Source organism: Streptomyces hazeniae, from assembly GCF_031845485.1.
In the GTDB taxonomy this organism is placed as follows: Bacteria; Actinomycetota; Actinomycetes; order Streptomycetales; family Streptomycetaceae; genus Streptomyces; species Streptomyces hazeniae.
On sequence record NZ_JAVREQ010000015.1, the window covers coordinates 90,825 to 116,194 of the forward strand.

24 protein-coding genes are annotated in these 25,370 nt (G+C 72.4%); 15 read left to right on the top strand and 9 right to left on the bottom strand.

Annotation, left to right across the window (positions count from 1 at the left end):
* Positions 1-269: 269 nt before the first annotated feature.
* The gene (locus RM572_RS17400) at positions 270-1,310 is read left to right on the top strand and encodes a M23 family metallopeptidase (RefSeq protein WP_311674281.1); all 1,041 of its coding nucleotides are present in this window, start codon (positions 270-272) and stop codon (positions 1,308-1,310) included.
* Positions 1,311-1,398: 88 nt separating this feature from the next.
* On the opposite strand, the gene RM572_RS17405 is transcribed toward RM572_RS17400, so the two are convergent.
* Entirely contained in the window at positions 1,399-3,105 is a 1,707-nt protein-coding gene (locus RM572_RS17405) for a glycerol-3-phosphate dehydrogenase/oxidase (protein WP_027763328.1), read from the bottom strand.
* A 300-nt stretch (positions 3,106-3,405) separates the two neighbouring features.
* On the opposite strand from RM572_RS17405, the gene RM572_RS17410 reads away from it, so the two are divergent.
* Positions 3,406-4,671, top strand: coding sequence for a nucleotide sugar dehydrogenase (locus RM572_RS17410; protein ID WP_311674282.1), 1,266 nt, complete (start codon positions 3,406-3,408; stop codon positions 4,669-4,671).
* Positions 4,672-4,692: 21 nt separating this feature from the next.
* Here RM572_RS17410 and RM572_RS17415 read toward each other — a convergent pair whose 3' ends face one another.
* The 4 genes from RM572_RS17415 to RM572_RS17430 all read right to left on the bottom strand — a co-directional run bounded on the left by RM572_RS17415 (position 4,693) and on the right by RM572_RS17430 (position 9,012).
* Positions 4,693-5,808, bottom strand: coding sequence for a GuaB3 family IMP dehydrogenase-related protein (locus tag RM572_RS17415; RefSeq protein WP_311674283.1), 1,116 nt, complete (start codon positions 5,806-5,808; stop codon positions 4,693-4,695).
* A gap of 99 nt (positions 5,809-5,907) precedes the next feature.
* Complete coding sequence (gene guaB, locus RM572_RS17420) at positions 5,908-7,410, bottom strand: IMP dehydrogenase (protein WP_311674284.1); 1,503 nt, start codon at positions 7,408-7,410, stop codon at positions 5,908-5,910.
* Between the two features lie 99 nt (positions 7,411-7,509).
* Positions 7,510-8,085, bottom strand: a complete 576-nt coding sequence (locus RM572_RS17425; RefSeq protein WP_311674285.1) for a sigma-70 family RNA polymerase sigma factor — start codon at positions 8,083-8,085, stop codon at positions 7,510-7,512.
* Positions 8,086-8,400: 315 nt separating this feature from the next.
* Complete coding sequence (locus RM572_RS17430; protein ID WP_003948568.1) at positions 8,401-9,012, bottom strand: response regulator transcription factor; 612 nt, start codon at positions 9,010-9,012, stop codon at positions 8,401-8,403.
* A 357-nt stretch (positions 9,013-9,369) separates the two neighbouring features.
* On the opposite strand from RM572_RS17430, the gene RM572_RS17435 reads away from it, so the two are divergent.
* The 4 genes from RM572_RS17435 to RM572_RS17450 all read left to right on the top strand — a co-directional run bounded on the left by RM572_RS17435 (position 9,370) and on the right by RM572_RS17450 (position 12,105).
* Complete coding sequence (locus tag RM572_RS17435; protein ID WP_027763333.1) at positions 9,370-9,684, top strand: WhiB family transcriptional regulator; 315 nt, start codon at positions 9,370-9,372, stop codon at positions 9,682-9,684.
* Between the two features lie 103 nt (positions 9,685-9,787).
* Positions 9,788-10,450 (top strand): MOSC domain-containing protein, encoded by a 663-nt coding sequence (locus RM572_RS17440; protein ID WP_311674339.1) that lies wholly within the window; start codon positions 9,788-9,790, stop codon positions 10,448-10,450.
* A gap of 33 nt (positions 10,451-10,483) precedes the next feature.
* A complete protein-coding gene (locus RM572_RS17445; RefSeq protein ID WP_311674286.1) occupies positions 10,484-11,257 on the top strand; it encodes an SDR family NAD(P)-dependent oxidoreductase in 774 nt (257 codons plus the stop codon).
* Positions 11,258-11,403: 146 nt separating this feature from the next.
* A complete protein-coding gene (locus RM572_RS17450; RefSeq protein WP_311674287.1) occupies positions 11,404-12,105 on the top strand; it encodes an ester cyclase in 702 nt (233 codons plus the stop codon).
* A gap of 73 nt (positions 12,106-12,178) precedes the next feature.
* Here the strand turns inward: RM572_RS17450 and RM572_RS17455 are convergent, their stop codons facing one another.
* Entirely contained in the window at positions 12,179-13,048 is an 870-nt protein-coding gene (locus tag RM572_RS17455; protein ID WP_311674288.1) for an esterase/lipase family protein, read from the bottom strand.
* Positions 13,049-13,253: 205 nt separating this feature from the next.
* On the opposite strand from RM572_RS17455, the gene RM572_RS17460 reads away from it, so the two are divergent.
* From RM572_RS17460 to RM572_RS17500, 9 genes are all read left to right on the top strand, one after another.
* A complete protein-coding gene (locus RM572_RS17460) occupies positions 13,254-13,715 on the top strand; it encodes a hypothetical protein (protein ID WP_311674340.1) in 462 nt (153 codons plus the stop codon).
* Positions 13,699-14,661 (top strand): bifunctional lysylphosphatidylglycerol flippase/synthetase MprF, encoded by a 963-nt coding sequence (locus tag RM572_RS17465; RefSeq protein WP_311674289.1) that lies wholly within the window; start codon positions 13,699-13,701, stop codon positions 14,659-14,661. The genes RM572_RS17460 and RM572_RS17465 overlap by 17 nt, the downstream gene beginning before the upstream one ends.
* Before the next feature lie 58 nt (positions 14,662-14,719).
* Positions 14,720-15,862 (top strand): acyl-CoA dehydrogenase family protein, encoded by a 1,143-nt coding sequence (locus tag RM572_RS17470; RefSeq protein ID WP_311674290.1) that lies wholly within the window; start codon positions 14,720-14,722, stop codon positions 15,860-15,862.
* 53 nt (positions 15,863-15,915) lie between these two features.
* Complete coding sequence (locus tag RM572_RS17475; protein WP_311674291.1) at positions 15,916-17,100, top strand: SDR family oxidoreductase; 1,185 nt, start codon at positions 15,916-15,918, stop codon at positions 17,098-17,100.
* Positions 17,097-18,368, top strand: a complete 1,272-nt coding sequence (locus RM572_RS17480) for an aspartate aminotransferase family protein (RefSeq protein ID WP_311674293.1) — start codon at positions 17,097-17,099, stop codon at positions 18,366-18,368. The genes RM572_RS17475 and RM572_RS17480 overlap by 4 nt, the downstream gene beginning before the upstream one ends.
* A 15-nt stretch (positions 18,369-18,383) precedes the next feature.
* Positions 18,384-18,854: a type II toxin-antitoxin system RatA family toxin gene (locus RM572_RS17485; protein ID WP_311674294.1), complete on the top strand. Its 471-nt coding sequence runs from the start codon at positions 18,384-18,386 to the stop codon at positions 18,852-18,854.
* Positions 18,847-19,416 carry a flavin reductase family protein gene (locus tag RM572_RS17490; protein ID WP_311674295.1) on the top strand — a complete coding sequence of 190 codons (570 nt, stop codon included), beginning with the start codon at positions 18,847-18,849 and terminating at the stop codon, positions 19,414-19,416. Before RM572_RS17485 ends, RM572_RS17490 begins: the two co-directional genes overlap by 8 nt.
* Positions 19,413-20,783, top strand: coding sequence for an NAD(P)/FAD-dependent oxidoreductase (locus RM572_RS17495; protein WP_311674296.1), 1,371 nt, complete (start codon positions 19,413-19,415; stop codon positions 20,781-20,783). Before RM572_RS17490 ends, RM572_RS17495 begins: the two co-directional genes overlap by 4 nt.
* A gap of 95 nt (positions 20,784-20,878) precedes the next feature.
* Positions 20,879-22,138: a wax ester/triacylglycerol synthase domain-containing protein gene (locus RM572_RS17500; protein WP_311674297.1), complete on the top strand. Its 1,260-nt coding sequence runs from the start codon at positions 20,879-20,881 to the stop codon at positions 22,136-22,138.
* A gap of 107 nt (positions 22,139-22,245) precedes the next feature.
* Here RM572_RS17500 and RM572_RS17505 read toward each other — a convergent pair whose 3' ends face one another.
* From RM572_RS17505 to RM572_RS17515, 3 genes are read right to left on the bottom strand one after another with little or no spacing between them, the layout of a single operon-like run.
* Positions 22,246-23,148 (bottom strand): SAM-dependent methyltransferase, encoded by a 903-nt coding sequence (locus RM572_RS17505; RefSeq protein ID WP_311674298.1) that lies wholly within the window; start codon positions 23,146-23,148, stop codon positions 22,246-22,248.
* A gap of 5 nt (positions 23,149-23,153) precedes the next feature.
* On the bottom strand, positions 23,154-24,704 hold the full coding sequence (locus tag RM572_RS17510; protein ID WP_311674299.1) for an ABC1 kinase family protein: 1,551 nt from the start codon (positions 24,702-24,704) through the stop codon (positions 23,154-23,156).
* Positions 24,705-24,764: 60 nt separating this feature from the next.
* Positions 24,765-25,289, bottom strand: coding sequence for a hypothetical protein (locus tag RM572_RS17515; RefSeq protein WP_311674300.1), 525 nt, complete (start codon positions 25,287-25,289; stop codon positions 24,765-24,767).
* Positions 25,290-25,370: the final 81 nt, after the last annotated feature.

A 25,370-nucleotide genomic window follows, 5' to 3' on the forward strand; every position in this document is an offset into this window, starting at 1 on the left:
ACCCCCGACCGCGCCTCCGGCGCGTCCGCGGCCGGACGGCCGGCCGGCGGTGGCTCCGGTCCCCGTTGCGGCGTCGGGGCGCCGGGCGGCGGGAGTGCGGCGCGGCGTCCTGAAGGGCGGGACGGCTGCCGCACCAGGGCGGGCGGGAGGTGCGTGCCGTCTTCCGCCCGCGTCCTTCTACTCCTGGTGCACGACGTGTACAAGTGTCATGTTCGCATCACCCAGATGCGGCACCGCGACCCCCACGCTCTCGTGAAAGCGAGCCCCACATGACACCGTCCCCCTCCTCCCGCCCGAGACGCGCCCCGCGCGACGGCGCACGGCGGTTCCGCCTCCGCGCCGGCGTCGCCGCGCTGGCGGCGACCCTCTCCGTCCTCGTCGGCACCGCCGCCCCCGCCGGGGCGGAGCCCGCCGAGGCCCCGCCCGCGGGCACACTGCGCACCGCCGTCGCCGAGGCGACGCTCGGCCGCGCCGACGCCACCACGGCACGGCTGGCGGCAGCCTCCCGCGAGAGCCAGGTCGCCGTCGAACGGCGGGCCGGCGACGGCCGGTGGGCCTTCGGCTCGACCGTCCTGACCGCGCCGCCGGACGAGCACGCCTCGCCGGAGGGCTGGTTGTACGTCGCGCGGGCCGACGGTGGCGCGTGGGACGTCGCGCTCGAGGGCAGTGCGGAGTTCCGCACGCTGGTCGAGCGCGCGCCCGGCACGCTGCTCTCCGCGAAGGAGCGGTCGGTCCTCGGCAAGGTCGGCACCCGTGAGCCGCAGGGCGCCGCCGGGTTCGCCAACACCGGGCTGACACTGCCGTGGGCGGTGGGACAGACCTGGACCTGGACCGGCGGGCCGCACCCGTTCGGCGTCGGGGCGGGCGGCGCGTGGAGCTCCCTGGACTTCTCCGGCGGCGACGGCATCGCCCGCGCGGCCCGCGGGGGCGTGGCGTACGCGATGTGCGCCTCCGGCGGCTACCGCGGCTGGATCCGGATCTACCACGACAACGGCCTGTCCACGGACTACTACCACCTGGTCAACAACATCACGCCGCAGGGCGCCTCGGTGGGCGCCGGCACCGCGCTCGGCCACATCGGCAACGACGTCTCCTGCGGCGGCGCGTCCAGCGGCCCGCACGTGCACTTCTCGCTGCTCAGCGGCGACAGCTACATCAACGTGCACGGCGCCGTGATCGGCGGCTGGCAGTTCGCCAACGGCGGTGCCCCGTACCAGGGCACCGCGTACAACGGGAGCGTGACGGTCGGCGTGGGCGCCAACATCCCCAACTACGGCCCGTCGCTGGCGAAGCAGCACGAAGGGCACTGACCGGCGGCCGGTCGCACGCGGCCCGGGTCCCGAGGGGCTCGCAGGACCCGGGACCCGGGCGCCGGGACCCGGGACCCGGGCGCCGGCGTCAGAGCGGCACGATGTCCGGCGCGCCCAGGCGGGCGGCGTCGGCGGTGAGGTCGTCGGGCTGGCGCTGCGACTCCCGTTCGGCCTCCACCCGCTTCCGGTAGTGCTGGACCTCGCGGTCGATCTGCTCGGCGTCCCAGCCGAGCACCGGAGCCATCAGCTCCGCGCACTCGTGGGCGCTGCGCGTCCCGCGGTCGAAGGTCTCGATGGAGATCCGCGTGCGGCGGGTGAGCACGTCGTCCAGGTGGCGGGCGCCCTCGTGGGTGCAGGCGTAGACGATCTCCGCCTTGAGGTAGTCGTCGGCCGCGGGCAGCGGTTCGCCCAGCTTCGGATCTCCGGCGATCAGCTCCAGCACCTCCTCGGTGAGCGAGCCGTAACGACCCAGCAGGTGCTCGACCCGGGCCACGTGCAGGCCGGTGCGGGCGGCGATGCGGGCGCGGGCGTTGAACATCGCGCGGTACCCCTCGGCGCCGACCAGCCGCACGTCCTCGGTGCAGCAGTCCGCGACCCGGTGGTCCAGGCCGTGCACGACCTCGTCCACCGCGTCCTTGGCCATCACCCGGTACGTCGTGTACTTGCCGCCCGCCACCACGACCATCCCCGGCACGGGGTGGGCGACGGTGTGCTCCCGGGAGAGCTTGCTGGTGGCCTCCGACTCGCCGGCGAGCAGGGGCCGCAGGCCCGCGTACACGCCCTCCACGTCGTCCCGGGTCAGTGGAGTGGCGAGCACCGAGTTGACGTGTTCGAGCAGGTAGTCGATGTCCGCGCTCGATGCGGCGGGGTGGGCCTTGTCCAGGTCCCAGTCCGTGTCCGTGGTGCCGACGACCCAGTGCCGGCCCCACGGGATGACGAAGAGGACGCTCTTCTCGGTCCGCAGGATCAGGCCGGTGGTGGAGTTGATGCGGTCCTTGGGCACCACCAGGTGGATGCCCTTGGACGCGCGGACGTGGAACTTGCCGCGCTCGGCGATCAGCGCCTGCGTGTCGTCCGTCCACACGCCGGTCGCGTTGACGACCTGCTTGGCGCGGACCTCGTACTCGCCGCCCTGTTCCAGGTCCTGCACGCGGGCGCCGACGACGCGTTCGCCCTCGCGCAGGAAGCCGGTCACCCGGGCCCGGTTGGCGGCGTGCGCGCCGTAGCGGGCGGCCGTACGGACGAGCGTGGCGACGTAGCGGGCGTCGTCCATCTGCGCGTCGTAGTACTGCAGAGCGCCGACGAGGGCGTCCTTCTTCAGGCAGGGGGCGACGCGCAGCGCGCGCCGGCGGGAGAGGTGACGGTGCATCGGCAGTCCGCGGCCGTGCCCGGAGGACAGCGACATCGCGTCGTAGAGCGCCACGCCCGAACCGGCGTAGAACCGCTCCCAGCCCTTGTGCTGCAACGGGTAGAGGAACGGCACCGGCTTCACCAGGTGGGGCGCGATCCGCTCCAGCAGCAGCCCGCGTTCCTTCAGCGCCTCACGGACCAGCGCGAAGTCCAGCATCTCCAGGTAGCGCAGGCCGCCGTGGATCAGCTTGCTGGAACGGCTGGACGTACCGGAGGCCCAGTCCCGAGCCTCCACGATGCCGGTGGACAGGCCGCGGGTCGCCGCGTCCAGAACGGTGCCCGCGCCGACCACGCCCGCGCCGACGACGAGCACGTCCAGCTCGCGCTCGGCCATCCTCGCCAGCGCCTCGGTGCGCTGCTCCGGTCCCAGTGTCGCTGTCCTCACCGCGTCCTCCTCGGGGTTCGGTCCGGTCGTCCTCGGCCGCTGTCGTTGCGGTGTCTCGGTGTCGCTACCCGCGTCACATCGGGTGACGCTGTCGTATCCCTTCCCCGTCACTGTCGATGGTCCCCCATTCGCGCCACTTCGGCTGTTCACCGGGGCTGCCACGCGGAGCAATACCACATATCTGTCATATAGGCCCTTAACCTGACAGAGCTGTCTTCGCCACCCGGCTCCGCGCCGGGCCGGTCAGCGCCGGTCCGCACGCGTCGCCACCGATCACCGGGGAAGGGGATGCCCGCAACCATGCGCGCAGATCTCGCCGTACTCGGTCTGGGCCATTCGGGTCTCCCGCTGGCCCGGGCCGCGACCGCCGCAGGTATCGGCACCATCGGCTACGACCCGGACCCGCGCACCGTCGCCGACCTGGCCGCCGGCCGGGCCCCCGCCGACGGCTCGCTCACCGCGCCCGCACTGCGGCGGATGCTCTCCCAGGGCTTCCGCACCACCGGCGACCCCGCCGTCCTCGGCGGCGTCCGCACCGTCGTGATCTGCGTCGACACCCCACTCGGCGCCGACCGCACGCTCGACCTGCGCCCGGTACGGGAGGCCGCCCGCACGCTGGCACCGGTACTCCGGCCGCGCACCACCGTGGTGCTCCAGTCCACGGTCTACCCCGGCAGCACGGAGGAGTTCCTGCGCACCGTGCTGGAGGACGGCTCCGGGCTCGGCGCCGGTCGCGACTTCCACCTCGCCTACGCCCCCGACCGTCTCGACCCCGGGGACGGGGCGGGGACCGACCTCGCCCGCATCCCCCAGGTGATCGGCGGCCTCACCCCCGCCTGCACCGAGGCCGCCGCGGCCTTCTACGGCCGGCTCACCGAGAAGGTCGTCCGCGCGCGCGGGCCGCGCGAGGCGGAGACGGCCGCGCTGCTGGAGACCAACTACCGGCAGATCAACATCGCGCTGATCAACGAGATGGCGGTCTTCTGCCACGACATCGGTGTCGACCTGTGGGACGTGATCCGCTGCGCGGAGACCAAGCCGTTCGGCTTCCAGGCCTTCCGGCCGGGGCCGGGGGTGGGCGGCCACAGCGTGCCCATCGACCCCAACCACCTGTCGTACCCGAGCCGTTCCCTCGGCTACCCGCTGCGGATGGTGGAACTGGCACAGGAGGTGAACGCCCGCATGCCGCGCTATGTGACGCAGCGCGCCGCCGCGCTCCTCAACGAACACGGCAAGTCCGCGCGCGGCGCGCGGGTGCTGCTGCTGGGCGTCACCTACAAGGTCGACCTGGCGGACCGGGCCGGCTCACCCGCCGAGGAGATCGCGAGCCGGCTGCGCGACCTGGGCGCGGAGGTCGGCTTCCACGACCCGTACGTGCAGCGCTGGGAGGCGGGAGGAATCGCCGTCCCCCGCGCCGACTCGCTGTACGAGGCCGCGGGGGCGGCGGACCTGACGGTGCTGCTGCAGAACCACCGCGTCTACGACCTCCAGGGTCTGGCGGCCAAGTCCCAGCTCCTGCTGGACACCCGCGGCGTCAGCCCGACGGGCGCGGCGCACCGGCTCTGAGCCGCGACGACGGCACCGGGGTCAGCGCGAGCGCGCGACCGTGACCTCGACGCGCTGGAACTCCTTGAGGTCGGAGTAGCCGGTCGTCGCCATCGCACGCCGCAGGGCGCCGAAGAAGTTCATCGACCCGTCCGGCGTGTGGGAGGGCCCGAGGAGGATCTCCTCCGTCGTGCCGACGGTGCCCAGGTCCATCCGCTTGCCGCGCGGCACGTCCTCGTGGACGGCCTCCATGCCCCAGTGGTGGCCGCGGCCGGGCGCGTCCGTGGCGCGCGCGAGCGGGGAGCCCATCATCACCGCGTCCGCGCCGCAGGCGACCGCCTTCGGGAGGTCGCCGGACCAGCCGACGCCCCCGTCGGCGATCACGTGCACGTACCGGCCGCCGGACTCGTCGAGGTAGTCGCGCCGCGCGGCGGCGACGTCGGCGACGGCCGTGGCCATCGGCACCTGGATGCCCAGCACGTTCCGCGTGGTGTGCGCGGCACCGCCGCCGAAGCCGACCAGCACGCCCGCCGCACCGGTCCGCATCAGGTGCAGCGCCGCGGTGTAGGTGGCGCAGCCGCCGACGATCACCGGGACGTCCAGCTCGTAGATGAACTGCTTGAGGTTCAGCGGCTCGGCCCGCCCCGACACGTGCTCGGCGGAGACGGTGGTGCCGCGGATGACGAAGAGGTCGACGCCGGCGTCCACCACGGCCTTGGAGAACTGCGCGGTGCGCTGCGGCGACAGCGCGGCGGCGGTGACGACGCCCGCGTCGCGCACCTCCTTGATGCGGCGACCGATCAGCTCCTCCTTGATCGGCTCGGCGTAGACCTCCTGCATGCGGCGGTTGGCGTCGGCGTCGTCCAGTTCCGCGATCTCCGCGAGCAGCGGCTCGGGGTCCTCGTAACGGGTCCACAGGCCCTCGAGGTTGAGCACGCCGAGGCCGCCGAGTTCGCCGATGCGGATGGCGGCCTGCGGGGAGACGACGGAGTCCATGGGGGCCGCCAGGAAGGGCAGCTCGAAGCGGTAGGCGTCGATCTGCCAGGCGATCGAGACCTCCTTCGGGTCGCGCGTGCGCCGGCTCGGGACGACGGCGATGTCGTCGAACGCGTACGCCTTGCGGCCGCGCTTCCCGCGTCCGATCTCGATCTCAGTCACGTGTGGGCCCTTCCGTCTGCGAGTGCGGTGCCAGTATCCCCGACGCGCCGCAGCCCGCGGCCGGACGGCCGCGGGCTGGGACGAGCCGGTACCGGCGGCTCAGCGCCGCGAGTAGTTCGGCGCCTCGGTGGTCATCTGGATGTCGTGCGGGTGGCTCTCCTTGAGGCCCGCCGCGGTGATGCGGACGAAGCGGCCGTGCTCCTTCATGTCCGGCACGGTCCGGCCGCCGACGTAGAACATGGACTGCTTCAGACCGCCGACGAGCTGGTGGACGACGGCACCCAGCGGGCCGCGGTAGGGCACCTGGCCCTCGACGCCCTCGGGGATCAGCTTGTCGTCGGCGCCGACCTCCTCCTGGAAGTAGCGGTCCTTGGAGAAGGAACGCTGGTCGCCGCGGGTCTGCATGGCGCCGAGCGAGCCCATGCCGCGGTAGGACTTGAACTGCTTGCCGTTGATGAAGAGCAGCTCGCCCGGGGACTCCTCGCAGCCGGCCAGCAGGCTGCCGAGCATCACCGTGTCGGCGCCGGCGACCAGCGCCTTGGCGATGTCGCCGCTGTACTGCAGGCCGCCGTCGCCGATGACGGGGACACCGGCCTCCTTGGCGGCGAGCGCGGCCTCGTGGATCGCGGTGACCTGCGGGACGCCGATGCCGGCGACCACGCGGGTGGTGCAGATGGAGCCGGGCCCGACACCGACCTTGATGCCGTCGACGCCCGCGTCGATCAGCGCCTGCGCACCCTCGCGGGTGGCGACGTTGCCGCCGACCACGTCGACCGACGAGTCGGCCTTGATCTTGGCGACCATGTCGCCGACCAGCCGGGAGTGGCCGTGCGCGGTGTCCACGACGACGAAGTCGACGCCCGCCTCGATCAGGGCCTGCGCGCGGTCGTACGCGTCGCCGGCGACGCCGACCGCCGCGCCGACGAGCAGACGGCCCTCGGCGTCCTTGGCGGCGTCCGGGTACTTCTCCGCCTTGACGAAGTCCTTGACGGTGATGAGGCCCTTGAGCACGCCCTCGCCGTCGACCAGCGGCAGCTTCTCGATCTTGTGCCGGCGCAGCAGCTCCATGGCGTCGCCGCGGGAGATGCCGACCTTGCCGGTGACCAGCGGCATCGGCGTCATGACCTCACGGACCTGACGGCTGCGGTCCAGCTCGAAGGCCATGTCGCGGTTGGTCACGATGCCGAGCAGCTTGCCCGTGCCGTCGGTCACCGGCACTCCGCTGATCCGGAAGCGGCCGCACAGCGCGTCCGCCTCCCGCAGGTCCGCGTCGGGCCCGATGGTGATCGGGTCGGTGACCATGCCCGACTCCGACCGCTTGACCCGGTCGACCTGGGCGGCCTGGTCCTCGATCGACAGGTTGCGGTGCAGCACGCCGACGCCGCCCTGGCGGGCCATGGCGATGGCCATGCGGTCCTCGGTGACCTTGTCCATCGCGGCGGACAGCAGCGGCACGTTCACCCGGACGTTGCGGGAGACCTGCGAGGAGGTGTCGATGTCCTGCGGGGCCATGTCCGACTCGCCCGGCAGCAGGAGCACATCGTCGTAGGTCAGCCCGAGCATGGCGAACTTGGCGGGCACTCCGTCGATGTTGCCTGTCATGACACCTTCCCAATGCTTGCGCGGCGCGGACGTCCATGCTAGCGGGCCGGGCGGGTGATCCTCACCGGACCCGGCACGGGGCCGGCAGCGGCGACGGGCCTACTGCTCGGCCAGCGCGCGCAGTCTGCTGAGCGCCCGGTGCTGGGCGACGCGTACGGCCCCCGGTGACATGCCGAGCATCTGGCCGGTCTCCTCGGCCGAGAGCCCTACGGCGACCCGGAGCAGCACCAGTTCGCGCTGGTGCTCCGGGAGGTTGGCGAGGAGCTTCTTCGCCCACTCGGCGTCACTGCTGAGCAGGGCGCGTTCCTCCGGGCCGAGCGAGTCGTCGGGCCACTCGGGCATCTCGTCGGAGGGGAAGGCCGTGCTGCCGGGGTGGCGCATGGCGGCCCGCTGAAGGTCGGCGACCTTGTGCTGGGCGATGGCGACCACGAAGGCGTCGAAGGGCTTGCCGGTGTCGCGGTAGCGGGGCAGCGCGCAGAGCACCGCCAGGCACACCTCCTGCGCCAGGTCGTCCACGAAGTGGCGGGCGTCGCCGGGCAGCCGGGTCAGCCGGGTGCGGCAGTAGCGCAGAGCGAGAGGGTGCACGTGGGCGAGAAGGTCGTGCGTGGCCTGGTCGTCCCCCTCGACGGCGCGCTGGACGAGGGCGCCGATCGGCGAGTTCTCGTCGTCGCGCATCGGTCCATGGTGCACCGGGCCCCTGGCTTTCGCCGCATCGCGGCCCTGGTTCTGCACAGAAGCGTTATGCGCACTGTGAGCGGTCGCACTCGCGGTCACTTCCCGTGCCCTCCCCTCACGCCTGTCCGGCCGGTTCCGAGGAACTCCATACCTCAAGCATGCGGCACGCGCGAGCGTTCCGGCCCGGCCCGGCGCCGGTCGGCCCTCCGGGCCGACGGGTGCGGGAGGGTTTCCCGCACCCGTCGGGGAGACCGGGCGACGTACGCGACCTGCGAGAAGTTGCCGGGCTGGGGCGCGTGGTGACCTGGGACAGGTCTAGCGGACGAGACCCCAGCGGAAGCCGAGGGCGACGGCGTGCGCGCGGTCGGAGGCGCCGAGCTTCTTGAACAGCCGGCGGGCGTGGGTCTTGACCGTGTCCTCGGAGAGGAACAGCTCGCGGCCGATCTCGGCGTTCGAACGGCCGTGACTCATGCCCTCCAGCACCTGGATCTCCCGGGCGGTGAGGGTGGGAGCCGCGCCCATCTCCGCCGAACGCAGCCGCCGCGGGGCGAGCCGCCAGGTCGGGTCGGCCAGGGCCTGTGTGACGGTGGCCCGCAGTTCGGCGCGTGAGGCGTCCTTGTGCAGGTAGCCGCGGGCACCGGCGGCCACCGCGAGGGCGACGCCGTCCAGGTCCTCGGCCACGGTCAGCATGATGATGCGGGCGCCGGGGTCGGCGGACAGCAGCCGCCGGACGGTCTCCACACCTCCCAGGCCGGGCATCCGGACATCCATGAGGATGAGGTCGGAGCGGTCGGCACCCCAGCGGCGGAGAACTTCCTCACCGTTGGCGGCCGTCGTCACTCGCTCGACGCCGGGCACGGTCGCGACCGCGCGGCGGAGCGCCTCTCGGGCAAGCGGGGAGTCGTCGCAGACGAGGACGGACGTCATGACCACCCTCCGCCACTGATGCGCATCACCTTGAGCCTCCAGGCTGTTGCAGAACGTCACCTGTGTGCGGCCGACGACTCCGGGAACCCGCGGTTCCCGACGGTTCTCGTCGACCACCTCCGCACTCTCAACGACGGTCACCCAAAAGAGTTACGGGCTGCCGCGGCCGCCTCCGGCACTCTACGTGAGTGTACGGACACGGTCGGGTGAGATCACGCAGCCGCGCTGCTCGTTCATGAATGCCCTGTTTGGTCGGGATTCCTTCCGTTTCGGTTGGGTAATAGCTAGATTCGGCAAGGGATCATATTTACCGATGAGTGACACATCAGTCGCACTACGCCACTGAGGGGACACGCAATGGCAGATTTCTCCCGCCTCCCGGGCCCGAACGCCGATCTGTGGGACTGGCAGCTACTGGCCGCCTGCCGGGGCGTCGACAGTTCCCTGTTCTTCCACCCCGAAGGTGAGCGCGGAGCGGCCCGAAGTGCGCGTGAGGCATCCGCGAAAGAGGTCTGCATGCGCTGCCCCGTCCGCTCCGAGTGTGCGGCGCACGCGCTCACGGTCCGCGAACCGTACGGCGTGTGGGGCGGCCTGACCGAGGACGAGCGCGAGGAGCTGATGGGCCGGGCACGCCACCGTCTGATTGCGACGTCGTCCGGCTCCGGCGGCTGAGCAGAAACGATTCATCATCCGCACGGCCGGGTGACCCGCCTCGCGCGGAACAGGGCCTGTGCGGTCGCCTCGGCGACGGCCCCGGGGCTAGCGTGCGTCCATGATGCAGCTGCTGTCCGTGAACCTCGCCCGGCCGCGCACCGCGGACTACACCGACTCGCCCACCCACGTCACCGGCATCGACAAGCGCCCGGCCGACGGCCTCGTCTCCGTCACCGCACCGGGAGCCAAGGGGGTCGGCGGCAGCGGGCTGACCGGCGACACCATCGGCGACCTGCGCCACCACGGCGGCGACCACCAGGCCGTGTACGCCTACGCGCGCGAGGACCTCGACGTCTGGGCACGCGAGCTGGGCCGCGAGCTGACCGGCGGCGTCTTCGGCGAGAACCTCACCACCTCGGGCGTCGACGTGAACGGCGCACGGATCGGCGAACGCTGGCGGATCGGTGCCGACCTGCTGCTGGAGGTCAGCAGCGCCCGCATCCCGTGCCGCACGTTCGCCGGCTGGCTCGGGGAGAAGGGCTGGGTGAAGACCTTCACGCAGCGCGCCACCCCCGGCGCCTACCTGCGGGTGATCGAACCGGGCGAGATCCGCGCCGGGGACCCGATCGACCTCGTGCACCGGCCCGGCCACGACGTCACCGTCTCGCTGCTGTTCCGGGCGGTCACCACCGAGCCCGACCTGCTGCCGAAACTGCTCGACGCGGGCGAGGCCCTGCACCCCGAGGCGCGGAACAAGGCGCTGCGCCGGACGGCGTCCTCCTGACGGCGCCTTCCTGACGGCCGATACCGTGCCCGCATGACGACTGCACTGATCACCGGGGCCACCGCGGGCCTCGGCGCCGCGTTCGCCGAACGGCTCGCCCGGGACGGGCACCACCTGGTGCTGCTCGCCCGCGACACCGAACGGCTGCACGAGCGGGCCACCGACCTGCACGACCGGCACGGCGTCGAGGTCTCCGTCCTCACGGCCGACCTCGCCACCGAGAAGGGCATCGTCGCGCTGGAGGAGCGCGTCGGCGACCGCGACCGCCCGGTGGACCTGCTGGTGAACAACGCGGGCTTCGGCAACAAGGGGCGCTTCCTCGACGTGCCGATGGCCGACGAGCTGACGATGCTGCGGGTGCACTGCGAGGCGGTGCTGCGCTCCACGGCGGCGGCCGCGGAGGCCATGCGGGAGCGCGGGCGCGGCGGCGTGGTCAACGTCGCCTCGGTCGCCGCGTTCCTGCCGCGCGGCACCTACGGCGCGTCCAAGGCCTGGATCACGCAGTTCACCCAGGGCGTCGCGGCCGACCTGGCGGGGTCCGGGGTACGGCTGATGGCACTGTGCCCAGGTTTCGTGCGCACCGAGTTCCACCAGCGGGCGGGCATGGACGCCGGGAACGTGCCGGGATGGATGTGGCTGGACGCGGGGCGCGTCGTGGACGCCGCGCTCGCCGACCTGGCCCGGGGCCGCACCCTGTCCGTCCCGGACCCCCGGTACAAGGCGCTGGCGGGACTCATGCGGCTCGCCCCACGCGGCGCGCTGGCCCGCGCGAGCACCGGCACGGGCCGGAGGTACGGGCCGAAGTGACCGCGTGAGACCTGCGGCGAACCGCCCTAAGCTGGAAGGGAAAGGGCCGCCGCCGGCGTCCGTCGGTACCCTCCTCGGCACCGGGACGACCTCCGACCAGCGAGGCCCCGACGGCTGACGGGACCTCCGCCAGCGCGGGAGGCGCCATGACTTTCCTCCAGCTCATCGACTGCCGGACCGACAGGTTCGAGGAGATGAACCGGCTCATGGACACGTGGGCCGAGCAGACCCGGGGCAAGCGGACGGCGACGCACGAGGTGGTGGGCCGGGACCGTTCGGACGGCGCGCACTTCGTCGAGATCGTCGAGTTCCCGTCGTACGAGGAGGCGATGCGCAACTCCCGGCTCCCGGAGACCGACCGGGTGTTCCGGGAGATGGTGGCGCTCTGCGACGGCATGCCCACCTTCACCGACCTCGACGTGGTGCGGGACGAGACCTTCAACGCGGAGACCATGCGCCGCTTCTACGAGGAGGTCGCCGTCGGCGGCGACATCGACGTCATCGACGAGCTGTACATCCCGGACCACATCGACCACGACGTGGCCAAGGAGGCGAACACGACCGTCGGCAGGGACGTGCTGAAGGCCGACGTCACCCGCTGGCGGCAGGCGTTCGACTTCGACTTCACCCTCGACCGGCAGGTGGCCGAGGGGGACACGGTGGTGACCCTCTGGACGTGGCGGGGCCGGCACCGCGGCGACTTCATGGGCATCGCGCCCACCGGCCGGGAGTGCACCATGACCGGCACGACCGTGTGCCGGTTCCAGGACGGGAAGATCCACGAGAGCTGGTGGCACTACGACATCCCGCGGCTGATGCGCGAACTCGGCGCGGAGGCGTCCGCCTGAGCCGGCTTCCGGACACGGACGCGGCCCGGCGCACCTCGCGAGGGGTGCGCCGGCCCTGCTGCGTCGTTTCCGGTCAGGAGAAGCAGGTCGTCGGCGTTGCGTGTTCGGGGTCGAGGGCGTTGGTGACCTCGTGGAACGTCACCCGGTCGACAGTCCCCACGGCGAGGTGCTCGGAGACGTCCAGCGGGCAGAGGTCCTGCACCAGCACGTTGTGCACGTTCGGGCCCTCCAGGAACGAGGAGGTGTGAGGGGTGACCACCTGGTCGTGCCGGGTGGCGATCACCGTGTACCGCACCCCGGGGACGGTGTCGCCGCCGGCGTTGAGCCTTTCCATGAACTCCGAGCCCGCCCGGAGGTCCGCGAGAGCGGGCACCGTCCCGTCGAAGACCTGCCTCGCCCTGGGGAACAGGTCGAGCAAGGCGTCCACACCGCCGGGACGGAGGCCGTCGTTGGGCGGCGCGATGCCGACGAACGCACCCACTTCCGCCGCTCCGCCCAGGAACTGCACGTAGTGGCGCGGCATCGTGGCGCCCTGCGAATGGCCCACGAGGTCCACCTCGGTCGCGCCCGTGGCCTTCAGCACCCTCTCCACATACGCGGACAGTTCACGGGCGGACGCGGCGACCGGTCCCACGCCGTGGAAGAGCGGGACGCCCGGCACACGGCCGTAGTCCAGGGCGAAGACGCAGTACCCGCGCTCGACGAGATGGGGCGCCAACGCGAACCAGTTGTCCGCTGAGTTCGCGAACGTCCCGTGCACCAGCACGACCGGCCGGGGATGTTCCGGGGACGGCTCGCAGGAGAAGTCGTTCCAGCCTCCCTCCACCGCGCCGGCGTCCGGCGTGGCGGCGGACGCACCGGGGACGTGCAGGGCGGCGGTGAGGGCCAGCGTCGCGGCGACGGCCGCGGCGAGTCTTCCGACGGCGTTCCGGCGTGAGGGCATGCGTTCCTCCCGAAGTCGGGGTGTACGGACATCCACTCGCTTCTACGCCCGGGGACCGCCGACCCCCTCGTCGTGGCCCGCGGCGGTTGGGCCGATCGGCCGGTCCGTCCGCCCTCCGGGCGGGAGCCCGCATCACCGTCGAGGGGTCGCCCCCGCCACGGCGTAAAGCAGGGTGAACGACACCTGCCTCCTGGAGACCCAGCCCGTGGACGCCAAGAACAGATTCGAGACCCGGACCACCTTCCTCCTCTCGAGGGCCGAGTGGTTCGCCTTTCTGGTCACCTCTCTGGTCCTCGCCTACCAGCATCTCTCCGAGATCCGCTGGCCGGTGTTCATCGCGATGTTCACCGTGATCGACCTCATCGGCTACCTTCCCGGCGCCCTCGCCCACAGACGCCGCGGCGCGGGCCGGGTACCCCGGGGCTACTACGTCGCCTATAACACGATGCACAGCCTCGTGACGGCCGGAGCCGTCGCCGGGCTGTGGGCCCTGCTGGTACGCCCGGAGTGGGCGCTGCTCGCACTCCCCATCCACCTCATGGGCGACCGGGCCCTGTTCGGGAACACCTTCAAACCGTTCGGGGTCTCCTTCGAGCCCAGCGAGCACCCCGCGCATTTCCGTTTCCAGCGTCAGTACGGGGAGGCGGAGCATGTCGTCGGTGCTTGAGGCGCTCGCCTCCCACAGCGACAACCCCAGCGCCTTCCTGGCGCTGAACGAAGGCAACGAGCACTTTCACGATCCGGTCTCCGGAGGAGTGTGCGCCTACCGCAGGGCGGGCCGCCACGTCTTCCAGTTCGGCGGGCCGTTCGCGCCGCCGGACCGCCGCGCGGACGTGCTGGAGTCCTTCCTCAGGGAAGCGGGCCCCCGCGTGGTGGCGGTGCAGCTGCAGCACGCCGACGCCCAGCTCTACGCGCGGCACAACTTCACCGTGAACCAGCTCGGCGCCTCCTACGCCGTCGACCTCGCACGCTTCACCCTGCGCGGATCGCGCTTCGTGCGCCTGCGCAACAAGATCTCCCGAGCACGCCGCGCGGGTCTGGAGGTCGCCGAAGTACGCGTCGGAGAGGACACGACGCAGCTCGACGCCATCGACGAGTCCTGGCTGCAGGGCAAGGGCCGGCATGCGAAGGAACTGCGGTTCCTGGTCGGTCAGCGCACCGGCGCGGCGCAGTGTCATCGACGGCTGTTCGCGGGACGCATCGAAGGCCGGGTCGTGGGCTATCTCAACTACTCCCCGGTGTACGGCAGCCGGCCCGGATGGCTGCACGATCTGAGCCGGCGGCATCCCGACGCACCGCCCGGCGTGATGGAGGCGCTGAACGCGACCGTCATGGAGTCGTTCGCGTCCGAAGGCGCCGGTTGGCTGCACTTCGGCTTCACCCCCTTCACCGGCCTCGCAGCACGCCACGAGGTTTCCGGCGCGAGCCCGGTCTTCGCCCACGCCGTGCGCCTTCTCGCCCGGTACGGCGAGCAGATCTACCCGGCCGCCAGCCAGCTCGAATACAAGGAGAAGTGGGCGCCGCACGCCGTTCTCCCCGAGTACATCGCCTTCCGCGGCGGGCCCGGCCCGGTCTCCGTGTGGCGGTTGCTGCGCGCCACCAACTCCCTGTGACCACCGATCACCCGCACACCGTCGTCCGGACCACCACACCCCCTGGGAACGGCTCACCATGCGCTATCTCGACCGTGAACGCACCACCCTCGCCAAGCTGCTGCCCGACCTCGACGCCGCGCTCGAGGCCATCCCGCTGGCGAACCTGGAACACCGGCGAAGTCCCGGCATCCGGCTGTTCTGTGAGTCCGGCGGACCCGGGCTGGTGGTGCCCGAGAAGCACCGGGGCCGGGGCGCGAGGGCCCTCGACGCCGTACGGGTACAGCGAGCCCTCGGCAGCCGGTCCCCGTCACTGGCGGTCGCGACCACCATGCACCACTTCTCCATGGCGACCCTCGTCGCTCTCGCCGCGGCCGGGGCCGGGGGCGGGGGCCTGGAATGGCTGCTGATCGAGGGCGTCGCCGCCGACGGCCGCCTCATCGCCTCCGGGTTCGCCGAAGGCCGCCCCGGCAGAGGCGTGCTGGAGCCGACGATGACGGCGCAGGTGACCGACGGGGGAGTCCGCCTCACCGGTGTGAAACGCCCCTGTTCACTGGCCCGTTCGATGCATCTGCTCACCGCGAGCGTCCTGGTACCACGGGAGAACGGCGGCGGCGACGAACTGGCCGTCGCACTCGTGCCGGCCGAGAGCGAGGGCCTCCAGGTGGGCCCGTTCTGGTCGAGCAGCTTCCTCGCCGGAGCCGAGAGCGACCAGGTCACGCTCGACGGCGTCCTCGTTCCACCGGAACTGCTGGTGCGCACCGGCAGTGCCGTCGGCGATCACCTCGACGAGGTGCAGACCGCCGGCCTGGTCTGGTTCGAGCTGCTGATGACGGGCAGCTACCTCGGGGCCGCGTCAGCCCTGGTCGAGCGGGTGCTACGGAACGACTCCGTGCCGGCTCACGAACGGGTCCGGCTGCTGACCGAGACGGAAGGCGCGATGGCGGCCGTGGAGGGTGTCGCCCTCAAGGTCGACAGCGGCGTCGTCGACGAATCCGTTCTCGCCGACGCGCTGTTCGTGCGGTACGGCGTGCAGGACACGCTCGCCCGCGTCGTTCCCCGCGCCGTGGAGCTGCTCGGGGGCCTGGCTTTCGTCACCTCCGACGAGGTCGGCTATCTCGCCGCCTGCACGAACGGCCTCGCGCTGCACCCCCCGACCCGATCCCGCATGACCGCCCCACTCGCGGCCCACCTTGCCGACGGCCCTCTCACCATCGCCTGACCGTGTGCTCCCCGCGCCCGGCGTTCTGTACCCCGTAAAGGAGAAACCGCAGCATGTCCCCCCACGCCCCACGCTCCTCCCCCGCCCCGGCGCCCTCGCCCGCCGTACGGCCACGGCGCCGTTCCTCCCGTGACCGCCCCACCGTCCTCCTCACCGGTGCGGCCGGCGTGCTCGGCCGAGCGCTGCTCGAAGAACTGCTGGTGGACCACGATGTCGTCTGCATGCGTCACCGCACGCCGCTGGGCGACCCGCGGGTCCGCGAGGTCAAGGGCAACCTGCTGGAACCCCGGCTCGGCATGACACGGGCCGAGCGCTTCACCCTCGCCTCGGAGGTGGACCTCGTGGTGCACTCCGCGGCCGCGACGAGCTGGCAGCTGTCCCCCGAGAACATCCACCGGACGAACGTCCAGGGCACCGAGGCCGTCATCGACATCGCCGAACGCGCCGAAGCCCCCGTCTACTACATGTCCACCGCATTCGTCGCCAACCCGCTGAGCGCGGCGGACAGGGAGCGCTTTCCGGGCGCCGCCGCGTACCTGGCGTCCAAGACCGAAGCGGAACGCCGGCTGCGCGACGCCCGGGTTCCCGGGGTGATCCTCCGGCCCTCGGTCGTGATGGGCGACTCCTGCACCGGACAGATCGCCGGAGCGCAGGGGCTCACCACGGCGCTCGCCGCGATCGTACTGGGGCAGGTGCCCGTCGTGCCCGGTGCGCCGGGCACCAGGATCGACTGCGTTCCCCAGGACTACCTGGCGCGCGCGACCGTCGACCTCATGCGCTCCGGCGTCACCGAGGGCGAGTTCTGGCTCACCGCCGGGAAGCGCGCCCTCGTGCTGCACGACATCGTCCGTACCTGTGCCGACTTCGCCGAACACCTCGGGCTGCCCCGTCCGACGCCGCCGCGGCTCCTGCCCGTGGAGTCCGTGCACCGCCTGCTGATGCCGCTGCTGGACGGCACGGCGCTGCCCGCGCGGACCCGCAAGCAGTTCCGCAACTACGCGGAACTCCTCCTGGTGTTCCAGCGTGCACTCCCCTTCGAGACCGACCTGGGCCGGTCCTGCGGCACGGAGGTCACCGAGGGCGTGCTGCAGGACGCGCTGCTGCGCAACCTGGAGAGCTGGGCGGACGACCGCTCGGGCATGATCAGCCGCATCCGGCGGCAGAGCCGCTCCACGGCACGGAACGCCCCCCGTTTCCATCCCCAGTCCGGTGGCCGCGTGCGGGAGCGTGCGTCATGACGGTCCTCTCCACCCGCCCGTCCCGGTCCTCGAACACCCTCGCCCTGTACCGCAGGCATTTCGGCTCCGGCCGGGCAGCCGTCGGCGCGTTCCTCGGCGGCATGGCCGAGACGGAGTCGCAGGGCCCCTGGGTGCACACCGACGACGGCCGACGCTTCCTCGACTTCGGCGGCTACGGGGTCTTCATCCTCGGCCACCGGCATCCGGACGTGGTCCGGGCCGTGCGACGGCAGATCGACACCCATCCGCTGGCCACCCGCGTATTCCTGGAACCGGTCGCCGCCCGCGCCGCCGCAGCCCTGGCACGGCACACCCCACCCGGACTGAACCACGTCCACTTCGTCAACTCCGGCACCGAGGCGACCGAGGCGGCGCTGAAGCTGGCCAGAGCTCACGGGCACGACCGGCTGGTCACGACGCGGAACGGATACCACGGCAAGACGCTCGGCGCGCTCAGCGTCACCGCCAACCCCACGTACCAGGATCCCTTCCGGCCGCTGCTGCCGGACACGACGCAGGTCGAGTTCGGTGACGCGGCGGCCCTGCGGAAGGTGCTCGAGGAGCACGGCAAGAGGTGCTGCGTCATCCTCGAACCGGTGCAGGGCGAGGGTGGCGTCCGGGTCCCGCCGGACGGCTACCTGCGGGAGGTGGGAGCCCTGTGCCGGGAGCACGGCGCGTTCCTCGTCGTCGACGAGGTACAGACAGGGCTCGGTCGGCTCGGCGCATGGTGGGGCGTGGACGGGCAGTGTGTCGCCCCGGACGCGTTGCTCGCCGGCAAGGGTCTGAGCGGCGGCGTCGTCCCGGTCGCCGCCATGGTGGCCGGCGCCGACGCCTACCGCCCCTTCGGGCGCGATCCCTACCTGCACACCTCCACCTTCGGGGCCTCGCCCATCGCATGCTCCGCGGCGCTGGCCGCCGTCGAGGTCATTGAGCGCGACGACGTTCCCGGCACGGCGGCCCGGCTCGGGGCACACCTCCTCGCAGGCGTGCGGGAGGCCTGCGCACCGTACCTCGGCGAGCTGGTGACCGAGGTGCGCGGCCGCGGCCTGCTGCTGGGCATCGAGTTCGCCCGTGAACAGGCCGTCGGTGAACTCGTCCTGTCCCTGACGGCCCGTGGCGTGCTCGTCAACCACTCCCTCAACTCCACGCGGGTGCTGCGCCTGACACCGCCCGCGGTGGTGGGCGAGGACGAGATCGCCTTCTTCCTCACCGAGTTGACCGGCGCGTTGCGCGACGCCGCGGCCCGCCTCCGTTCCCCCTCCTCCTGACAGAAAGGCTCTTCGATGCCCCAGGTAACCGTCCACGCGCTCGCGCCCGGCCTGACGCCCGACGTCGCTTACGACCGCCTCCGGGACTTCGGCAGCTATCCGAAGCTGACGGACACGGTCCAGGAGGTCACCGTGCACCAGGAACCGGGCGGTTCGCAGCTGTCCGACTGGACCGTCCACTTCCGCGACGGCCTGATGGCCTGGCAGGAACGCGACCACTTCGACCCCGGAGAGCGCACCATCGCCTTCCGGCAGGTGAAGGGCGACTTCGAGACCTTCGAGGGGAGCTGGACCTGCACCCCCGGACAGCACGGCGACGGCACTCTGGTCACCTTCGAGGCCGACTTCGATCTGGGCATCCCCACTCTGGCAGCCCTGCTCGACCCGGTGGCCGAGTCCGCGCTGCGGGAGAACATCGCCCTGATCCTCAAGGGCCTCGTCGGGGCGGAGTCCGTCGGGGAACCGGTGGGTGCCACCCATGAGTGACCTCACCACCGCCGTGCCTCCGCGCGAGGCCCGGCAGACGCCCGCCCCGCCTGACGTCCGTCCGCCCGAAGATGCCGACTGCCTGGAGATGTACGCCAAGCTCAGCTCCGGCGTGTGCGTGGTCGCCGCGTGCGGTGACGACGGGCCGCACGGCATGACGGTCTCGACCGCCACCTCGCTGTCCGCCCACCCGCCCCTGCTGCTGGTGTGTCTGCGCAGCGGCTCCCGCACACTCACAGCCGTCGGTGTGCACCGCACGTTCGCCGTCAACGTGCTGCGCCGGGAACAGGTGCGCCGGGCGACCGTCTTCGCCGACCCCCGGACCACCCGCGCCCAGCGGTTCGCCGGCTCCGAGACCCGGACGGTGTGCGGCGCACCGGTGTTCCCGGACGCCCTGGCGTGGGCCGCGTGCCTGGTGGAGGAGATCCACGAGTACGGCGACCACCATCTCGTGGTGGGACGTGTGAGGGACGTGCACACAAGCCCGGGGGAACCCCTGCTCTGGCACGACCGGGACTTCCGCGTCCTGGACGGTGTGGGGGCCGCGTGCGAGTCCGGATGAACCCGTCGCGGGCCGCCGCCCCTCCGGGAGGCGGCCACGCCGCGGCACCGGCCGGTGTGCCCTGCTGGGCCCCGCCGGGCGCGGCCCCCCGCCACCAGCCGGTGAGCGGCCGCCTCACCGCGGATGTCGCGGTCGTCGGCGCGGGGCTCGCCGGGCTCGCCACGGCGTTCCGGCTCGTCCGGGAACGGCCGGGCCTGGACGTCGTGGTCGTGGACGCCAGGCAGCCGGCTGCGGGGGCCAGCGGGCGGGGAACCGGCCTGCTCGGTCCTCGCGTCGGGCCGCCGCTGGACCGGGCCGTCCGCCGGTTCGGGCCGCAGACGGCGCGGCGGATGTACCGGGCGAGCGAGAACGCCGTCCAGCAGGTCCTCGACCTCTGCGAGGACCTGGGGCTGCGCTGCACGCTGTCGCGCGGTGAGCAGTTGCTGGCCGCACGCTCGAGTGCTGGTCTTTCGATGCTGCTCCGACAGGCGGCGGCTTTTCGCGCGTTGGACCTGGGCGAGGTGCGGCTGCTCGGTGCCACGGCGCTGCGCGACCACATCGACGCGCCCTACACCGCCGCGCTGAGGTTCCCGACGGCCGCGACCCTCGATCCCGCCGCACTCACCTCCGCCCTGGCACGTGCGTGTGCCGACAAGGGCGTGCGCTTCTACGGTGACAGCCCGCTGCGTGACCTTCCCGGCACCGGCGCGGGGCGAGCGGTGGAACTGGCCTTCCCGGAGGGAAGCGTCCGGTGCGACCGTGCAGTCCTCGCCCTGGGAGCCGAGGCGGCCGCGCTCGGACTGCCGGTGGGAACGGTGCTGCCGCTGGAGGTGTACGCCGTCGCCACCGCCCGGCTGCCTCCGCCGGCTCACCAGGCGCTGGGCGGCCCCCTCGGCAGCTCCGTCGTGGACGCGGTCCCGCTCGCGCCGTACTTCCGGCTGTCGCCCGACGGTCGCGTGATCGCCGGGGGCGGGACCGCCGTGCTGCCGGACGGGCTCTCGCCCCGGCGGCTGGCCGCCGCCCGGGCGAGGTCCTGGCAGCGGCTGGAGCGTTGGCTGCGCCTGCTCCACCCGGACCTGGCAGCGGTTCCCTTGACACACAGGTGGTCGGGCCGCATCGGCGTCACCGGCGACGGGCTGCCCGTGGTCGGGGAGATCCACGGGCACCCCGGAGTCTGGTACGTGGGCGGCTGCGGCGGCCACGGTCTGGCCATGTCGGTGGACCACGGCGGCTACGTCGCGGAGGCGCTCCTCGGGGGGATGCCATCGCGGGGGCCGTTGCCCTGGCACCGCCCCCGAGCTCCACGGTTCCCCGTCCGCGGCCCCGCCAGGCCGCTGATCCGCGCCCACGTGGGGGCTCTGGGCGCTGCAGCCCGTCGCACCCGGTGAGCCCGGCCTCAGCTCGCGCCCCGGGAGGGGCCGCCGGGCCTGCTCGAGCCGCCACGCACCTCCCCGCACCGCATCCGACCGAGGAGTCGACCCACATGATCTCTCTTTCCCGCCGCCGGCGTGCGGAGACCCCACCTCCCATGGGGCCGGTGGACCTCGCCTATTTCCGGGCCGCCCGAGGGGTACCGCTGCCCACTGGTTTCCTGTTCGGGTTCCGGGGGGCGCCTCCTCCGCTGGACGCGCTCAGGGCACGGGTCGGCGGGCGCGGCCGCAGGCTGCCGGTCCTGCACCACCGCATCGCCACCCACCGCCCGGTCGTGGAGCGGGCGGACCGGTTCACGGTGGAGGAGCACGTCCACGAGGCGGAACTTCCCGACGGCGGTGGCATGGCCGAGGCGGGGCGGCTGATGCTCGACCGTCCCCTTCCGTCCGACGGCCGGCCGCCCTGGGAGGTGTGGCTGTTCCACGGTCCCGGGGACGGCTACGCCCTGTGCTACCGGGGAGATCACACCCTGCAGGACGGCGCGGGCGCGGCGCACACCGCCCGGTTCCTGCTGGGAGACCACCCCGCAGGCGGGCCCGCAGGCCGGCGCCCCGCGTGGCCCACGCCCATCGGTGCCGCCGACGCGCTCGGTGACATGCTGTCCGCCTACCGGCCGCCTCGCGATCCCCTGCCGCAAGCCTTCACCGTACGGCCGGCCGGCCGCAGCGGCATGTGCGTGGCCGACGCCCCGATGGCCCGGTTGCGCGCCATCGGCAGGGCTGCCGGCGGTACCGTGAACGACGTCTATCTCGCGGCCCTGGCCCACGCCTTCCGCAGCTGGCACCTGAAGACGACGGGCACCCCACCGCCGCCTCTCCCGGTCGCCATGCCGATGTCGGTCCGTGCTCCCGGCGAGGAGCTGCTGCCGGGGAACCACATGATCATGACCCGGCTGCTCCTTCCCACCGACGAAGGTTCCCCGGCCGGGGCACTGGAACGGGTCATCGCCTGGACGGGCGAGATCCGGCGGACGCGACGACGGGACGCGACCCGGCTGCTGCTCGCGGCGGGCCCGGCGGCTGTCGGAGCAGCCGTGGGCGTGCGGATGGTCAACGGCCGTCGCATCGCGGGCCCGGTGAGCGGCATGGACCTCGGTGGTCCTCTGGTGCACGGCGGCGACACCGCGGTCTCCGCCGGGATGTTCACGGGCCTGGCCGGCGGAGTGCTCTGCTACACGTCGCTGACCGGGTATCACGGAACGGCACGACTCACCCTCGTGCACGATCTCGCGCTGCGAGGCGTCGACGCCCTGACGGAGCACTGGCTGAGTGCCCTGGACCAGCTCGACGACCTCCGTCCGTCGCCGAGATAGGGCGTGCCGCCGGTCCGGCACGACGGGAGCGGAAGCGGCCCCGAAGCCTCCGGGGCTTGGGGGCCGCTTCCTCGTGCCTCGTCGTGCCGGACCGGCGGCACGGTGCCCTACCGTGTTCCGGTGACGAGGAACAGCCACTCCTCGACGCCCTCGACGTCCTCGGCGCTCAGTCCGTCGAGGTGCGGCAGGAGCTTCTCTGCCACGCCGGGGAGTTCGAAGGGGTCGGCGATCTCGGCGTTCCACCCCTGCCGGCCCCACCAGTCCGCGGGGTCCGGGAGGCTCCACTTCCACCGCAGTCCGGCTCCGGCGAGGGCGTCGAGGAACGAGGCCACCAGCGGCGAGCCGCTGCTCTGGGCGTTCACGCACTCGGCCGCGAGGGCACTGCCCGGCGGGGACAACTTTCCCATCGCGTCGACGATGCCCGCGACCTCGCCCGGCTCCAGGTGGTAGAGGAGCGTCTCGCACAACCAGACCGTGGGCAGCCCGGGGTCGAATCCGGCGAAGGCCAGAGCCGCTACCCAGGATCCCGTCGGGTCGGCGCGCACCGGGAGCCGCCTGGCCCGGTGTGGGCGCCGTCCCCCGAGTACCCGCTCCTTGAAGGCGTGGACGTCCGGCCGGTCCACCTCGAACACCGTCACCCCGTCCGGCCACGGAAGCCGGAACGCACGCGTGTCCAGCCCCGCACCCAGCAGGACGACCTGGCGGCATCCGGTCCCGGCCGCGTGCACCAGGTAGTCGTCGAAGAAGCGGCTGCGGACCACCATCCATCCCGGCAGCAGTCGCTGCAGCGGCCCGCTTCCCGGTGGCCCGCCGGTCGCCCCGGCGGCCCGCAGGAACTCCGCGGCCAGCGGGTCCCGGAGGCACGGGTTCCCACCGACGGTCTCCGCGGCGTGCGCCTGCGCGGTCCACAGTGCGACGGGGGACAGACCGGCCGGGCCACCGAGGGCTGGGGCGGGCGGGCCTTCGCCCCGGTCGTGGGCGTCGGAGCGGCCGTCGCGCGTGAGGTTCATCCGGTTCACTTCCTTCTTCTCGTACGGATCAGCAGGGCAAGGAGTCCGAGGGCCATCGCACCGGTGGAGGGCCGTAGGCGACGTTCGCCGCCCATCGCGGACGACGTCCTCGGCTCGTGGACCTGGAGGGCGAGTTGGCGGTTGGCGGTATCGGAGAGAAGGCCCCGCAACTCCTGCGGGACGCTGGACGCGGAGACCAGGAACTCCATGCCGTTGCGCAGGAGCTGCGTGGGGGAGAGGAACTCGCAGAGCAGGTCGCGCAGGATGCCCGGCGCCTCCTCACGGAAGACGTCGGGCACGACGATCTCCGGTGCCAGGCAGCGCACCGAACCGTCCAGGTTGGCGAACGACTTCCCGAGCAGGGAGAGCGCGGGCGGCGAGGCGATGCCCCGTTTCGTCGCCCGCTGCAGCACCTTCGTCAGCGAGACCCCGAAGTTGAAGTCCTCCAGGGAGAGGTGGGAGATCTGGGGCACGAAGGAGGCCATGTCGTGGGCGAACCCCGGCATGTCGGACCAGGGCGTGACCCGTCCCATCTCCGCCCAGTGCCGTGCCAGGTCGTGGCCGTCGTTCTGCACCAGTGCCATCAGCAGCGGAAACAGACGGAGGCTGGTGCGCCGGTCGAGGCGCCCGACCATGCCCCAGTCGATGAGCGTGGCCGGCTCGCCGGGTGCGGCGAACACGTTCCCGGCGTGCGGGTCGGCGTGGTACATCCGGTCGACGAAGTAGCCGCGATACATGTAGCGGACGAGATCCCTGGCGATCTCGAGCCGCTCGTCGTCATCGAATTCGGCACGATCGACATGACGCACGGAGGAACCCGGCGCCATCGACTGCACCAGGACCCGCGGGGTGGCGTGGAGCACCTTCGGTACCCGGAGGGTCCGATACCTGCGTACGTGTTCGCGGGCGTCGTCCATGTTGCGGGCCTCGCCGCGGAAGTCCAACTCGGGCTCCATCGCGTCGAACACCGACGTCAGCATGCCCTCGACGTCCAGGACCTCGTTGAAGCGGGGCGCCACCCGGGCCACGATCCGCGCCGCCTTGCGCATCAGCGCCATGTCCGCGAGCACCCGGTCACGGATCCCCGGCCGCTGGATCTTGACGACCGCCGGGCGGCCTCCGGGGAGCGTGACCCGGTACACCTGGGCCAGGGAGGCCGCCCCGAGGGGCTCCTGCATCTGCACGTCGTCGAACCGCATTTTCCAGTCCGGCCCCAGGTCCTCGGCCAGCACCGGCTCGAAGAACGAGAACGGCTGAACGTCGACCCGGTCGTGCAGGTTCTCGAGCTCGTCGATCATCGACTGCGGCACCATGTCCGGCCGTGTCGACAGCATCTGCCCGAGCTTGACGTAGAACGGGCCGAGGCTTTCCAGCGCCTTCCGCACCGCCCTGGCACGGCGGTGCTCGTTCCCGGCGGAGGACTCGGCCTCCGCCGGGAACGGGCCGTTCCATCCGACGCCACCACGCCTGCCCCTGGCCGTTCCGACCTCGTCGGCGACGAGACCGCCCAGAACTTTCACGACCAGGCGCAACCGCTCGGTGACGTGGGACCCCATCGTGAGGCTTCCTCCTTTCGGTTCAGGTCCGCGCCGCCCGGCGCGGGCCGGGCGGACGGGTCACTTCTGGGTGCCGGTGGCCTGCGTCAGACCGCCGGCCAGACCCCCGAGCCCGCTGGTCAGGGATTCAGCTCCCTGCTGCACCCCCTGCAGGGTGGTGAGGAGCGAGCCGATGAGCTCGGAAAGCTGTGTGATCTGCTGCGGGAGAGCCGCCATCGCCTGGGTGGCGCCTGCCATGCCGGACAGGGCGTTCGCCGGGTTGGCGCCACCGAGGGCCGCCAGCGGGTTGCCCCCTCCGGCGCCGCCGCCGAGGGCCGCCAGGGGATTGGCCCCTCCGAGCGCCGCGAGGGGGTTGCCCGCACCGCCCAGCGCCGTCAGCGGGTTCCCTCCTCCCGGGCCGCCCATCGCGCTCAGCAGGCCGGCCGGGTTCGCAAGGGCCTGAAGACGGGCGGCCTGCGAGAACCAGTCGTCGTCGCCCTTGTCGTCGTCCCGGTCGAGGAGGTCGTCGAACGCTCGCTTGTAGCTGTCGCCGACGTCCCCCAGCAGGTCCTTGAACGTGTTCTGCGTGTTCCTTTTCCTGGCCATGGGCCGATACCTCTTCCTTGTCGTGTGCTTTCCTTCGACTGCACGGGCGTCCGGCCGCGGCCTGACTCCCGTCCTGTGGGG